Origin of the sequence: Candidatus Erwinia haradaeae, assembly GCF_900698885.1 — a bacterium.
Taxonomy (GTDB): Bacteria; Pseudomonadota; Gammaproteobacteria; order Enterobacterales; family Enterobacteriaceae; genus Erwinia_E; species Erwinia_E haradaeae_H.
In genome coordinates this window covers 425,746-439,506 of sequence record NZ_LR217705.1, presented here as the reverse complement: position 1 = coordinate 439,506, position 13,761 = coordinate 425,746, and the positions used below count along the sequence as shown (strand labels likewise).

The following is a 13,761-nucleotide window of genomic DNA, read 5'->3' as shown; positions in this document are numbered from 1 at the left end:
AACACATCTGCATCTTATAGATTCAGATGTGTTTCTTGTGTCATTATCCAGAAAATCCATAGATGCACTATTACACTAAAATTTTTTATCAAAACGAAGATATTAGAAAAATCATATAATTATATTAATGTATATACATCAACATATATGGATATATAAAGCAAAGATTAATTTTTAATAAAAGATAATCTACAATAAATGTACTGGTGGATACACAACAATGAACTTATCAAATACTTGATTATAAACTGCTAGAAAAATAAATGTCAAAACGATGTTTTTTAGTTTTTATAGATTTATCACTTATCATTCCTGCTAATGACTGTGCATAATGTGGACGCTTCACCACTACACGATCTTTTGCAAGAGCAAGCGCAGGTTTTAATAGACTATCTGCGTCTTCATCTAAACCTACTAGGTGTTGCAAAATGCGCATTTCTTTTTTTACTAAAGCACTTTTCTTTTTTTTAGGATACATTGGATCAATGTATACTACATCTGGTTTTGGATGGATCGTGCTAAAAACTGATAAATTAGAAAAATTTAATAAAATCAAACGCTTACGTAACCATGATCCAATCTCTAAATCAGCATAACCACGCCTTAAACCATCTTCTAATAACAGTGCAATCACTGGATGACGTTCTAACATCTGAACTTGACAGCCACATGCTGCTAATACAAAAGCATCGCGCGCCAATCCTGCGGTAGCATCTAATATACTTGGATAATAATCTCTCTTTATACCTACAGCTTTTGATATAGCTTCTTCAACTCCTCCACCAAAATTACGTCTATATGATTGCGTTCTAGAGGAAAAATTCACTAATATACCACCAAGTAAAGGTTCATTTCTCTTTTGTAGTTCAAGATGAAATGGTTTCTTTACTAAAGCCATTAGTGTATTGTTATCATGCTCTAGATTCCATCGAGCGGCTAAGGTAGACAGATTATTTTTATTTATTACACCTGATTCATCTAATAAGCAAATACGCATAAATAACTTATATTGTTCTATCTATAGATGTTATTCCATATTGCTTTAGCATTGCATCTATTGTTGGTTTGCGGCCACGAAAACGATAAAACAAAGTTATTGGATTTTCAGACCCACCACGTGTTAAAACATTATCTAACAGTGAGTTTCCAGTATCGCGATTTAAAACGCCCTCTCTCTCAAAACGAGACCAAGCATCTGACGCTAAAACATTCGCCCATAAATAACTATAGTAACCTGCCGCATAACTACCAGAAAAAATATGATTAAATGCATTAGGAAAACGACTCCATTTTGGTTCCAACACTCCAGATATCTGATATTTTATATCTCGAAATAACTCTATAATTTTTACACCTTTATCTTGATCACATTGCATATGTAAATGAAAATCAAATAAAGAAAACACTATTTGTTTTTGCAAAAATAACGCTATTTGATAGTTTTTTACTGCTAATAATTTATTTAAAAATATTTTTGGTAATGCTTCACCAGTTCTATAATGGCCAGAAATTAACGCTAAAGATTCTGGTCTCCAGCACCAATTTTCCATTAATTGACTGGGCATTTCAACTGCATCCCATGGTACACCATGAATACCAGAAACACCACGTGTCTCAATTTGTGTTAACATGTGATGCAAACCATGACCATACTCGTGAAATAGCGTAATTACTTCTTGATGAGTAAAAAGCGCCACTTCCCCGTCATATGGACGATTAAAATTACAAGTTATGTAAGCTATTGGTTTTTGTAAAGTACCATCTAATTTACGCATCTGGCTAACACAGTCATCCATCCATGCACCACTGCATTTATGATCTCTCACATACAGATCGAGAAAAAAACTACCGCGCATAATTTGATTTTCATCAAATAACTCAAAGAATCGAACATCCCTATGATATACCTCAACATCATAGCGCTCTATGGTCGTAATACCATAGACATTCTCAACTATTTTAAAAAGTCCATTAAGAACCAAATTTTCTGGAAAATAAGGGCGTAATTGTTCATCAGAAATATCATACAAACTCTGCTTTTGTTTTTCACTGAAAAAAGCTATATCCCATGGTTGTAAATCGTTAATGTTATATTCTTTTTTTGAAAATATTCGCAATTGCTCCAATTCTTGTTCTGCTTTTGAACGTACGCATTGCGCTAAATCATTAAGAAAAAGAATAACTTGATCTGAATTTTCTGCCATTTTCGTAACCAATGACTTCTCAGCATAAGAAGAAAATCCAAGTATTTTGGATAATTCATGGCGCAAAGTTAATATTTCATACATAATTGATGTATTATCCCACTTACCAGCATTTGGGCCCTGATCAGAAGCACGAGTTAAGTAAGCGCAATAAATCTCTTCACGCAACGCTCTATTATCACAGTAAGTGATCACGGGTACATAGCTAGTTGCATCTAATGTTAAACGCCATCCATGCTGGTTTATAGCTTTTTCTTTTAACTGCATAGTTTTTAAAATGCTATCTGGTATACCGGTAAGCTCATTCTTATCTGTAATGACCTTACTCCACCCCATAGTAGCATCGAGAACATTGTTGCTGTAAGTTGCAGAAAGCACCGACAAACGCGTGAAGATTTCCTTATAGCGACTCTTTTTAGTTTTAGACAAACCTACTCCACAAAGCTGAAAATCTCGAAGAGTGTTATCTATAAATTGTTTTTGTTCGATATTTAACGATTGATAAATAGAAGTATTATCTCTCAGTGTAGAATATGCTGTGTATAGCGCTTCATTTTGGCCAACCCAAGAATTGTATTCAGATAACATGCATAAAACTTGCTCATAAGCTGAGCGTAATTCTGGATTATTTTTTACTAAATTTAAATGGCTAATGGGGGAAAATACACGACTGAGATAATCATCTGCTTCCATTAAAGGCTGCGCTAAATTATCCCAATCATACGGACCGCGTTGACCTACTATTTTTTTTACTACTTCTCGACACTGGTATAAAACACACTTGATCGCTGGAATTATATGTTCAGCTTTAATAGAACAAAAAGGAGGCAAAACAAAAGAAGTAAGTAAAGGATTAGTCATTATACAACCCTGATATTAGGAAAATCATTCATAATTTATCATTCAACAATACATGATAGTATTATAATTAATATTATTTAGATAAAAGTTGCAGCTAGAGCTTTAAAAAAGATCTTTGAAAGCTCTTGTACTGTACATATTTTTATTGTTTTATACAAATAAAGCATTTATACTACTATTTATAATAATTTGATAAATATTAATCTATTAATTTTTCTGCATAATCCACTTCATAAATTTAATATAAATAAATTTTATTTTTGTCAATAAAATTTCTGCAGTTATAAAAATAGATTTTTAGCTGTATCATCTCAGGTTAAATATTTTGTTAACGATGTTTTAACTTTGTTATCTGATAATATTCCTATTAAATAGTCGTCTATTTTAATTACATATTCTAAGAATCTATATAATAGATAATAGAAAAATTACAGCTAAATATACTTTATAATATATCTATATTAGATGCAATTTTGTTTTTATTTTTCTATAAATATGATCTGTTTAATCTACATTGTAATTTATAGATACCCTAACTTCATTAAATAATGAATTTAACCAATGTTCTCAATAAAGTCTCTTCTAAAATAAGAAGTGCTATCCCAATACCTAGTGTAAATTTTTGCATGACATGTATGATAATACATTAGCATTTTAAATTCTTAATATAATATTTAAATATTTAATATGCATACACATCTATAATATACAGTACAAATTTTTTATCTTCAAGAAAACGAACTTACTTTTATCGTATTAATTCCCCTATACAAATATTTAATACCCTATGGTGCATTTAGGCGATAACTCAACTAATATATTATAGATAATAAAATAAATTATAAAAACGTACACATATTTTCTATGTAGCCAAAAATATTTAAATTAAACCAGGACAGTGTATTTGATAGTTTCAAGATACTATCTATAAATAAAAAACATTTCTATATATCATAGCAATAAAAATTTTAATATTTTAAATATTAAACAAACATGCTGACAATTTATTAATAAACTTTTTCATGGTTAAACTTATATAACTAATAAGCACAAACATGTTAAGTAACTACAAAACTGATTTGTATAGATTAAGAAAAATACACTCACTTATTCGAATATAATCTCTATACTCTAAACTCCAAAACTCTGCATAATATGTTGGAACTATAGAAAAGTTCTAGTTAATAAGATTTTTTTAAAATAACACTACATCTATCTATATAGATTGTGAAATAATTTTTTTAATAATATTACTTGTAGTAATGCCATCTTTTAAATTTAAAATTCGCACATCTCCGCCATTAGCCAGAACCTCTTGACTACCCGCAATGTCCTTCAGTTTGTGTTGGTAATCCCCGCCTTTAACTAAAAAATCAGGTAATATTCTTTTAATAATTCTCCGAGGAGTATCCTCTTCAAAACTAACCACCCAATCTACCATTTCAAGGGCGCTTAAGACACTCATTCGATTCACTAATGTATTCACTGGTCGAGATATTCCTTTAAGACGACTAGTTGATGCATCACTATTAACTGCAACAATGAGTCGATTACCTAGCTTTTTGGCACTAACAAGATAAGAAATATGTCCGGCATGTAAAATATCAAAAACACCATTAGTCATTACTATTTTTTCACCACATTGCCTAGCTTGATTCACTGCAGTAATCAACTGCGCTTCATTTACTATTCTACAACTCCTTTCGGATCTGTTTACCATTGCTCTATTAAGCTCTTCTGGAGAAACCGTTGATGTACCAATTTTACCGACTACTACGCCTGCTGCCTCATTAGCAAGAAAACAACTCTCTTCAAGAGTTCTACCAACCGATAAAGCACTTGCTATAACAGCAATAACTGTATCTCCAGCACCAGTTACATCAAAAACTTCCTGCGCTTTAGTGGGCATATAACAAGGTGATTTTTCAGGTTGTAATAAAGTCATGCCATGTTCTGAACGAGTAATTAATAACGCGGAGATAGAATACTGTTTTAATAATGTCATACCTCGCTTAATAATATCGCCTTCATTTGAGCATTTTCCAACCACTTGTTCAAATTCATGCAAAGTAGGAGTGAGAAGAGTAGCGCCGTAATAACGGGAAAAATCTTTACCTTTAGGATCTACTAAAATCAGAATATTTAATTGACGTGCTAGATTAATAATGCTTTTGACATTAGTCAGCGCCCCTTTAGAGTAGTCAGATAAAACTAATACATTTACCTGTGGTAAACAAACCTTAATGCGATCATCAATAAGAGAATGATCAATTTCTTTAAATTCTTCTTCAAAGTCTATACGAATTAATTGCTGATTACGTGAGAGTATGCGTAATTTAATCATTGTAGAACAATTGGAATGAGAGATTAGATTGCAATATACATTTCTATTTGCTAAAGATTCCATAAGAACTTGAGCTGCATCATCTTCTCCAATTAAACCAATCAGATAAGATTTAGCACCAAGAGTTGCTATATTCATAGCAACATTCGCGGCACCACCTGGAAACTCTTTCACATTACTGACTTTGACTACTGGAACCGGTGCTTCAGGAGAAATTCGATAAGTTGAACCATACCAATAACGATCTAACATTACATCCCCAACGACTAATATGCTTGAATCATTAAAGTCAAGCAAAGTATTTTTCATTTAGAAACTCCACGCTAGATTCAGCTTAATTGCATCTCAATAAACAAAGTAACTGTGAGCCAACTAAGTGCTTTTCAACAAAATAGAAAAATATAGCCATAACCCATCAGCGATAAGAACTACTTAAAATATCACCCATCAACAATCTACCTTTATAAAATTTAAGGATAGAGTATAATAAACAACACTGTTATTAAAATATAAAAAAATTTTAAAATCTAAGTGAATCATTATCTAAATTTTAATTGATATATCTGGCAAATCCCTAGAATTTATAATTCTATTCATTTTTATTATTTTGAAAAGAATCTAAAAATCCTGTAAAATTTGATATTTATTTAAAACATAAAGAACTAAAACCATGATAGCTTTCAGTCTATTCATAAAAACACAATAGAATGAAATTTATCAAGATACTAGTTATATTGAGAGTGGACTTTTATGCACACCTATAAACAAATGAATTACTGAGTCCAATAAGACTATATAAATTAACACTACATAAAATTTATCAATTTTATGCCTATCTGATAATTTTTTAAAAAATAAGAATAATTTAATGGCTCACTAAATTATTATTCAAATTATTAATCTATGTCGGAATATTAAAATTAAGTGATACCTAGTAATTCTTTCAGATACAGCTATTAAATGGTTTACACGATCTGGTAGATATTATTCTCAAAATGAGTCGAAATTAATATACTTAACCACTATATTAATAAACCTTAACTTGTTTTATGTTGTATGCTTTAGATTACTTTATCTCTGTTAGAATAATTAGAAAAAATTGAACATCTAATCGATCTAGTATCTTCACTAATACCTAAAAATAAAAAAATCAAAATCTTTAGAAAAAATTTTATATCTATAAATACAATATTTAATTTTATTAGTCATGATTTATCATCAGAATAAGATTTGATTACTATCAATTCTAATATGTATTGTAAAATTTTCTATTTATTCAGATAAAAATATTGTTAGCTTTATACGCTAACTAAAAATATAAAATTGTCTAATGTTCTTTATGCTCTATTAGAACACAAAAAACTTTCAATTATTAGAAATTTGATTAATCATTATATACACCTTACAGGTTTAGGAAGTCCAGCAATTTTGGTTGCTTGTTTTGCTGGACCTTTCGGAAATAGCCGAAAAAGATAACGACTATTTCCGTATTCTTGCCCATACTGTTTAGATAAAGCCTGAACTAACATACGTACTGTTGGAGATATATTAAATTCTAAATAAAATCTTCGCACAAAATCAATAATTTCCCAATGGGTAGAACTAAGCTCAATTCTTTCCTCTTGTGCTAACTCTTCTGCAAGATCTTTATTCCAATCTTTTACAGATATTAAGTAACCAGATTCGTCACGCAAAACTTTGATTCTAGTATTTTTTAGCTGACCATGCTTCATTATAAATGCTCAATTATTTACATTTACATTAATAGTTTATGTTATACTTTTGGTAAAATTAGAATAATTTTGTATCAAAAACTATTATCTTAAAAATATTATCCATAATATAAAAAATAATTCAGTCTGCTCTTTTAGGACGATCCAGAAGCTCAATATATGCCATTGAGGCATTGTCACTTAATCGAAAACCACACTTTAAAATTCTTATATACCCACCTGATCTATTTATAAAACGTGGACCAATTTTAGTGAATAATTTTGCAACTATCTCATGATTTCGAATACGAGAAAATGCTAAACGACGATTAAAAACGCTATCTCTCTTAGAGAGAGTAATCAAAGGTTCGAGCATACGGCGAAGCTCTTTTGCTTTTGGAACAGTTGTTTTAATAAACTCATACTGTATCAAAGAGATAGCAATATTTCGAAACATAGCCTTACGATGGCTTCTGTCACGATTCAGTTGACGACCACTCTTACGGTGTCGCATAACTTCTCCTTCTCAATAAGAGCTTAATTTTTAATTAGGTTATTTATTATTAATTCTGGGGGCCAATTTTCTAATCGCATACCTAGGGATAAATTACGGGTTGCTAACACATCTTTAATTTCCGTCAAAGACTTCTTACCAAGATTAGGAGTCTTCAAAAGCTCTACCTCTGTACGCTGCACTAGATCACCAATATAATGAATAGCTTCCGCCTTTAAGCAATTAGCTGAGCGAACTGTTAACTCTAAATCATCCACTGGCCTTAATAAGATTGGATCAAATTCTGGTTTTTCTTCTTGGATTTCAGGATGACGTACGTCACGCAAATCAATGAAGGCTTCTAGTTGTTCTGACAAAATAGTAGCTGCTCGTCGAATCGCCTCTTCTGGATCAATAGTTCCATTTGTTTCAATATCTATTACTAATTTATCCAAATCCGTTCTCTGCTCTACACGTGCTGATTCAACATTATAGGCTATACGATCCACTGGACTATAACAAGCATCAACTAATAGTTTACCAAATGTGCGCCCATTTTCTTCAACATTTATACGAGAAGAAGCAGGAACATAACCACGACCACGCTGTACTTTCATGCGCATATTAATACTAGCGTTCTCATGAGTTAAGTTACAAATTAAATGTGTCAAGTGCACAATTTTAAAATCTTCGTGATGAGTAATATCGTCAGCCGTGACCGGACCAATACCAGATTTACACAACGTAAGAATAACCTCATCTTTTCCATATAGTATAATTGCTAATTCTTTTAAATTTAAAAGAACCTCAAGAATATCTTCTTTGACGCCTTCTTTTGTACTATATTCATGCAATACACCGTCAATTTCAACCTCTGTAACCGCGCAACCAGGCATTGATGATAATAAAATACGGCGAAGTGCATTACCTAATGTATGACCAAAGCCACGCTCTAATGGTTCGAGGGTAACTTTAGCGCGTGTTAAGCTAACTTGCTCAATATCTACTAGTCGCGGTTTTAAAAATTTAGTTACAGAACCCTGCATTATGTCCTCTCTTAAATACTACCTTACTTAGAGTAAAGTTCTACAATAAGGTGTTCGTTGATGTCTGCAGTAAGATCAGTACGTTCCGGAATATGTTTAAATACCCCTTCCATTTTTGTAATATCAACCGCTAACCACGTTGGTTTTTCACGCTGATTTGATAGCTCTAGCGCAGCTTTGATGCGAGATTGTTTTTTTGCTTTATCTCGAATACCAATAACATCATTTAATGATACCTGATAAGAAGAAATATTTACTACTCGGTGATTTACCATAATTGCTTTATGGCTAACTAATTGTCGCGCTTCAGATCGTGTAGCACCAAAACCCATGCGATACACTACATTATCTAAGCGACCTTCTAAAAGCGATAACAAATTATCTCCAGTGTTACCTCGCAATCGAGCGGCTTCTTTATAATAATTGCGAAATTGACGTTCTAATATTCCATACATACGACGAACTTTTTGTTTTTCGCGTAATTGAATTCCGTAGTCCGATAGACGTGTTTTATGGGCCCCATGCTGACCCGGGGCTTTCTCTAAATTACATTTTGTATCAATTGCACGCACACCAGACTTAAGAAATAGGTCTGTGCCCTCACGACGACTAATCTTTAGTGTCGGACCCAAATATCTTGCCATTTTCTTTCTCCAATCTTTCTTAAAAAGAAATTTTATACTCGACGTTTCTTGGGTGGACGACAACCATTATGTGGGATTGGGGTTACATCGGTAATATTTGTAATACGGAAACCAGCGGCATTCAAAGCACGAATAGTTGATTCGCGACCTGGACCAGGGCCTTTAACCATTACCTCTAGATTTTTAATACCATAATCTTTTACAGATTCTGCACAGTGTTCTGCAGCAACTTGTGCAGCAAATGGCGTGGATTTACGAGAACCACGAAAACCAGACCCACCAGCTGTTGCCCAACCTAGTGCATTACCCTGACGATCTGTAATAGTAACAATAGTATTGTTAAATGAGGCATGAATATGAGCCACACCATCAGAGAGTTGTTTTTTTGCTCGCTTACGTGAACGAATTGGTACCTTAGTCATTATTTAATTATCCAGATTATTTCTTGATTGGTTTACGCGGACCCTTTCTCGTCCTAGCGTTAGTCTTGGTTCGTTGACCACGAACTGGAAGACCACGACGATGACGCAATCCACGATAACACCCAAGATCCATAAGACGCTTAATACTGATGGTAACTTCTCGACGCAGATCGCCTTCAACAATAAATTTTGATACTGCATCACGAAGCATGTCAAGTTTCTCTTCGGTTAGATCACTGATCTTAACATGTTCGGCAATACCCGTTGATCTGCAAATAAACTGCGAACGGTTTTTGCCAATGCCAAATATCGCAGTTAATGCAATTACGGTATGTTTTTGATCAGGAATGTTAATCCCTGCTATACGGGCCACTATGCACTCCTATATATTACGAACTAGTGTATTTTATCCAAAAGCCCATTTTAGAATACTTCTATTAGAACATATAGTCAACATACAAGTATCTAAATCAGTTTAATCCAATTAAAACATTATAAAAATTAATTACCCTTGTCGCTGTTTATGTTTAGGATCAGTGCTACAAATCACACGGATCACTCCATTGCGACGAACAATCTTACAATTACGACATAATTTTCTAACAGAAGCACATACTTTCATTTTACCCTCTTAACGACTATAACCTTTTAAGTTTGCTTTTTTTAATACAGACTCGTATTGATTGGACATTAATAGAGTTTGTACTTGCACCATGAAATCCATGATTACAACTACTACAATTAGTAAAGACGTACCACCAAAATAAAATGGAACTTTCATTGAGTTACGTAAAAACTCTGGAATTAAACAAATAAATGTAATATATAAAGAACCTATTAATGTTAATCGACTCATAACCTTTTGAATATACTTTCCAGTATGCTCTCCTGGACGAATCCCTAAAATAAATGCACCACATTTTTTTAAATTATCTGCTGTTTCACGTGGATTGAAAACTAGCTCTGTGTAAAAAAAAGAGAAAAAAATAATTAATGTTGCATACAGCAACACATAAAGCGGCTGTCCAGGTTGCAAAAAAAGTGAAATTTTCATCAATAAACCAGACCCAATACCATCACCAAACCACGATATCAACGTTGCTGGAAGCAAAATCAGGCTAGAGGCAAAAATAGCAGGAATAACTCCAGACATATTAACTTTTAAGGGCAAATGTGTGTTATGTGCAGCGTAAATTTTTCGACCTTGCTGACGCTGCGCATAATGCACAACAATTCGTCGTTGACCGCGCTCAATAAATACAACAAATAAGGTAATAGAAAACACTAAAATTGCCAATAATATTAAACCAAGAATATGTAACTCACCTTGTCTAACTTCTTCAAGAGTATGCCCAAGCGCAGATGGCAAACCAGCTACGATACCTGCAAAAATTATCATAGAAATACCATTACCTATGCCTCTTTCTGTAATTTGCTCACCTAACCACATAAGAAACATAGTTCCAGTTACTAAACTAATCACAGCAGTAATAAAAAATCCAAGTCCTGGATGCAGCACTAAACCCTTCATTCCTGGCATATTCGGCAAACCTATAGCAATGCCAATTGATTGAAGTATACCGAGCGCTAAAGTAGCGTAACGGGTATACTGACTAATTTTCCGACGACCAACCTCTCCTTCTTTTTTTAGTTCAGATAAAGTAGGGTTAACTATTGTTAATATCTGAACAATAATCGATGCAGAGATGTATGGCATTATCCCTAAAGCAAAGATGGAAGCGCGACTTAACGAACCTCCAGAAAACATATTAAACATGTCAATAATAGTTCCACGCTGCCTCTCAAGAAGATTGGAGATAATAGTCACATCAATTCCTGGGATTGGAATAAAAGAACCAATACGAAAAACAATCAGCGAACTTATAAGAAAAGCTAATCTAATCTTTAGCTCACTCAAGCCACCTTTTGTACTTTGAAAACCAAGTCGTGATTGCTTAACCATCGATGAGTTATGCCTCAATTTTTCCGCCAGCAGCAAAAATTAACGAACGAGCACCCTGGGTTACACGTAACCCGCGAATTGTAATAGCCGTCTCAATGCTACCAAAAAGTATCACTTTTGCAAATTTAGTTTGCATACTAATTAAACGCGCTTCTTTTAAAGTATGAAGGTCAATAATGGTACTTTTGATCCTATTTAAATCAGATAGACGTACTTGCGCGGTAAATCTAGCTTTACGAGATATAAAACCAAATTTTGGCAAACGCCGGTATAAAGGAGTCTGACCACCCTCAAATCCGCGATGCGCGCCACTACCAGCACGTGATTTTTGCCCCTTATGACCTCGTCCAGCAGTTTTGCCAAACCCAGATCCAATACCTCGCCCTAAACGTTTTGCTACATGTTTAGAACCTTTAGCTGGTGATAAGGTATTTAAATACATTTACCCCCCCTCCACCACTTTAATCATGTAGGAAATAGCTCGAATCATACCTCGGATAGCTACCGTATCTTCACGATATACAGTGTGACGAATTCTCCGCAGACCTAAACCAAGTAAAGTAGCCTTATGTTTAGGCAAACAACCAATCGCGCTACGCGTTTGAGTAATTTTTATCATTTTAATCGCCATGAGAACTATCTCCAAGAATACTTTCAATAGATTTACCACGTTTAGCAGCAACTATTTCTGGAGATCTCATTCTCATCAAGCCATCTAAAGTAGCACGTACTACGTTAATTGGATTTGTGGAACCATAAGCTTTAGCTAACACATTATGAATACCAGCCACCTCTAGAACAGCACGCATTGCACCACCAGCAATAATACCAGTTCCTTCTGATGCTGGTTTCATAAATACACGAGACCCCGTGTGAGAACCTTTAACAGGATGTTGTAACGTGCCATGGCATAATGCAAAATAACTCATATTTCGTCGAGCTTTTTCCATTGCTTTTTGAATTGCGGCCGGTACCTCACGCGCCTTACCATAACCAAACCCCATTCGTCCATTACCATCTCCAACAACAGTAAGGGCTGTAAAAGAAAAAATACGCCCACCTTGAACAGTTTTAGAAACACGATTTACCGAGATTAGTTTTTCCTGTAGTTCACTAGATTGTTTTTCGATATGTGCCATCTTACACCTTATGCCTTAAAACTGTAAACCAGCTTCGCGAGCAGCGTCTGCTAACGCCTGAACACGACCATGATATTGAAAACCAGAACGATCAAAAGCTACACGTGTTACACCCTTCTGAATTGCACGCTCGGCAACCAGTGCGCCAACGGTGACTGCAGCGTCCTTGTTTCCAGTGTATTTTAATTTTTTACCAACTGATTTTTCTACTGTAGAAGCGGCTACTAAAATTTCAGAACCATTAGGAGAAATAACTTGTGCATAAATGTGACGCGAGGTACGGTGTACCACCAAGCGAGTAATACTAAGCTTTTTTAATTGATAACGTGCACGAGTTGCTCGTCGGAGACGAGCAGATTTTTTATCCATAGTATTACCTTATTTCTTCTTAGCCTCTTTGCGACGCACAATCTCATGCGTATAACGAATCCCCTTACCCTTATAAGGTTCAGGAGGACGATAAGCACGCAGATCGGCGGCAACTTGACCAAGTAACTGTTTATTTGCGCTTTTTAGTATAATGTCAGTTTGACCAACACATGTAGCGACAATACCCTTTGGAAGCACATGATCGATAGAATGAGATAAACCTAGTGATAAATTTAATCGATTTCCTTTTAAGGTAGCGCGATAACCCACACCAACAAGCTGTAACTGTTTAGTAAAACCTTGAGTCACACCTATGACCATCGCGTTCACTAGAGCACGAGCAGTACCTGCTTGGGTCCAGCCATTAATAAAACCTGGCTGTGGCGAAAAAATTAGGGTATTGTTAACCTCTTTTACCAATACAGCTTTATTTAACGTATGCGTTAACTCATCATTTTTTCCTGTAATAGTAATGACCTGATCGTCAAGTTTTACCTGTACATGAATAGGAATACTTACAGGTGCTTTAGCAATACGAGACATTTTCAGTCCCTCCAACTAAGC

The 13,761-nt window shown here is 34.1% G+C and carries 16 protein-coding genes; all 16 read right to left on the bottom strand.

The window, feature by feature from the left end; genetic code table 11:
- Positions 1-241 precede the first annotated feature (241 nt).
- Complete coding sequence (locus ERCISPPS3390_RS01410; RefSeq protein ID WP_197095076.1) at positions 242-997, bottom strand: class I SAM-dependent methyltransferase; 756 nt, start codon at positions 995-997, stop codon at positions 242-244.
- Positions 998-1,004: 7 nt separating this feature from the next.
- Positions 1,005-3,065, bottom strand: coding sequence for an oligopeptidase A (prlC, locus tag ERCISPPS3390_RS01405; protein WP_197095075.1), 2,061 nt, complete (start codon positions 3,063-3,065; stop codon positions 1,005-1,007).
- A gap of 1,216 nt (positions 3,066-4,281) precedes the next feature.
- Complete coding sequence (hldE, locus tag ERCISPPS3390_RS01400) at positions 4,282-5,718, bottom strand: bifunctional D-glycero-beta-D-manno-heptose-7-phosphate kinase/D-glycero-beta-D-manno-heptose 1-phosphate adenylyltransferase HldE (protein ID WP_197095074.1); 1,437 nt, start codon at positions 5,716-5,718, stop codon at positions 4,282-4,284.
- A gap of 1,082 nt (positions 5,719-6,800) precedes the next feature.
- Positions 6,801-7,142, bottom strand: a complete 342-nt coding sequence (locus ERCISPPS3390_RS01395) for a TusE/DsrC/DsvC family sulfur relay protein (protein WP_197095073.1) — start codon at positions 7,140-7,142, stop codon at positions 6,801-6,803.
- A 121-nt stretch (positions 7,143-7,263) separates the two neighbouring features.
- Positions 7,264-7,635 (bottom strand): 50S ribosomal protein L17, encoded by a 372-nt coding sequence (rplQ, locus tag ERCISPPS3390_RS01390; RefSeq protein WP_197095072.1) that lies wholly within the window; start codon positions 7,633-7,635, stop codon positions 7,264-7,266.
- Positions 7,636-7,658: 23 nt separating this feature from the next.
- Positions 7,659-8,660 (bottom strand): DNA-directed RNA polymerase subunit alpha, encoded by a 1,002-nt coding sequence (locus ERCISPPS3390_RS01385; protein ID WP_197095071.1) that lies wholly within the window; start codon positions 8,658-8,660, stop codon positions 7,659-7,661.
- Between the two features lie 23 nt (positions 8,661-8,683).
- Complete coding sequence (gene rpsD / locus ERCISPPS3390_RS01380) at positions 8,684-9,304, bottom strand: 30S ribosomal protein S4 (RefSeq protein ID WP_197095070.1); 621 nt, start codon at positions 9,302-9,304, stop codon at positions 8,684-8,686.
- A 32-nt stretch (positions 9,305-9,336) separates the two neighbouring features.
- Entirely contained in the window at positions 9,337-9,726 is a 390-nt protein-coding gene (gene rpsK, locus ERCISPPS3390_RS01375) for a 30S ribosomal protein S11 (RefSeq protein ID WP_157990345.1), read from the bottom strand.
- Positions 9,727-9,742: 16 nt separating this feature from the next.
- On the bottom strand, positions 9,743-10,099 hold the full coding sequence (rpsM, locus tag ERCISPPS3390_RS01370; protein WP_197095069.1) for a 30S ribosomal protein S13: 357 nt from the start codon (positions 10,097-10,099) through the stop codon (positions 9,743-9,745).
- A gap of 132 nt (positions 10,100-10,231) precedes the next feature.
- Positions 10,232-10,348: a 50S ribosomal protein L36 gene (rpmJ, locus tag ERCISPPS3390_RS01365; RefSeq protein ID WP_197095068.1), complete on the bottom strand. Its 117-nt coding sequence runs from the start codon at positions 10,346-10,348 to the stop codon at positions 10,232-10,234.
- A 9-nt stretch (positions 10,349-10,357) separates the two neighbouring features.
- A complete protein-coding gene (gene secY, locus ERCISPPS3390_RS01360; RefSeq protein ID WP_197095067.1) occupies positions 10,358-11,689 on the bottom strand; it encodes a preprotein translocase subunit SecY in 1,332 nt (443 codons plus the stop codon).
- A 7-nt stretch (positions 11,690-11,696) separates the two neighbouring features.
- Positions 11,697-12,131, bottom strand: coding sequence for a 50S ribosomal protein L15 (gene rplO / locus ERCISPPS3390_RS01355; RefSeq protein WP_197095066.1), 435 nt, complete (start codon positions 12,129-12,131; stop codon positions 11,697-11,699).
- Positions 12,132-12,320 carry a 50S ribosomal protein L30 gene (gene rpmD, locus ERCISPPS3390_RS01350; protein ID WP_197095065.1) on the bottom strand — a complete coding sequence of 63 codons (189 nt, stop codon included), beginning with the start codon at positions 12,318-12,320 and terminating at the stop codon, positions 12,132-12,134.
- Complete coding sequence (rpsE, locus tag ERCISPPS3390_RS01345) at positions 12,310-12,828, bottom strand: 30S ribosomal protein S5 (protein ID WP_197095064.1); 519 nt, start codon at positions 12,826-12,828, stop codon at positions 12,310-12,312. The genes rpmD and rpsE overlap by 11 nt, the downstream gene beginning before the upstream one ends.
- A 15-nt stretch (positions 12,829-12,843) precedes the next feature.
- Positions 12,844-13,197, bottom strand: a complete 354-nt coding sequence (gene rplR, locus ERCISPPS3390_RS01340) for a 50S ribosomal protein L18 (protein ID WP_197095063.1) — start codon at positions 13,195-13,197, stop codon at positions 12,844-12,846.
- Between the two features lie 9 nt (positions 13,198-13,206).
- Entirely contained in the window at positions 13,207-13,740 is a 534-nt protein-coding gene (gene rplF / locus ERCISPPS3390_RS01335) for a 50S ribosomal protein L6 (protein ID WP_197095062.1), read from the bottom strand.
- Between the last annotated feature and the right edge of the window lie 21 nt (positions 13,741-13,761).

Bases quoted from the DNA above. Each gene is read 5' to 3' on its own strand.
- ERCISPPS3390_RS01410 (WP_197095076.1), bottom strand. From the start codon at position 997: ATGCGTATTTGCTTATTAGATGAATCAGGTGTAATAAATAAAAATAAT.
- prlC (WP_197095075.1), bottom strand. From the start codon at position 3,065: ATGACTAATCCTTTACTTACTTCTTTTGTTTTGCCTCCTTTTTGTTCT.
- hldE (WP_197095074.1), bottom strand. From the start codon at position 5,718: ATGAAAAATACTTTGCTTGACTTTAATGATTCAAGCATATTAGTCGTT.
- ERCISPPS3390_RS01395 (WP_197095073.1), bottom strand. From the start codon at position 7,142: ATGAAGCATGGTCAGCTAAAAAATACTAGAATCAAAGTTTTGCGTGAC.
- rplQ (WP_197095072.1), bottom strand. From the start codon at position 7,635: ATGCGACACCGTAAGAGTGGTCGTCAACTGAATCGTGACAGAAGCCAT.
- ERCISPPS3390_RS01385 (WP_197095071.1), bottom strand. From the start codon at position 8,660: ATGCAGGGTTCTGTAACTAAATTTTTAAAACCGCGACTAGTAGATATT.
- rpsD (WP_197095070.1), bottom strand. From the start codon at position 9,304: ATGGCAAGATATTTGGGTCCGACACTAAAGATTAGTCGTCGTGAGGGC.
- rpsK (WP_157990345.1), bottom strand. From the start codon at position 9,726: ATGACTAAGGTACCAATTCGTTCACGTAAGCGAGCAAAAAAACAACTC.
- rpmJ (WP_197095068.1), bottom strand. From the start codon at position 10,348: ATGAAAGTATGTGCTTCTGTTAGAAAATTATGTCGTAATTGTAAGATT.
- secY (WP_197095067.1), bottom strand. From the start codon at position 11,689: ATGGTTAAGCAATCACGACTTGGTTTTCAAAGTACAAAAGGTGGCTTG.
- rplO (WP_197095066.1), bottom strand. From the start codon at position 12,131: ATGTATTTAAATACCTTATCACCAGCTAAAGGTTCTAAACATGTAGCA.
- rpmD (WP_197095065.1), bottom strand. From the start codon at position 12,320: ATGGCGATTAAAATGATAAAAATTACTCAAACGCGTAGCGCGATTGGT.
- rpsE (WP_197095064.1), bottom strand. From the start codon at position 12,828: ATGGCACATATCGAAAAACAATCTAGTGAACTACAGGAAAAACTAATC.
- rplR (WP_197095063.1), bottom strand. From the start codon at position 13,197: ATGGATAAAAAATCTGCTCGTCTCCGACGAGCAACTCGTGCACGTTAT.
- rplF (WP_197095062.1), bottom strand. From the start codon at position 13,740: ATGTCTCGTATTGCTAAAGCACCTGTAAGTATTCCTATTCATGTACAG.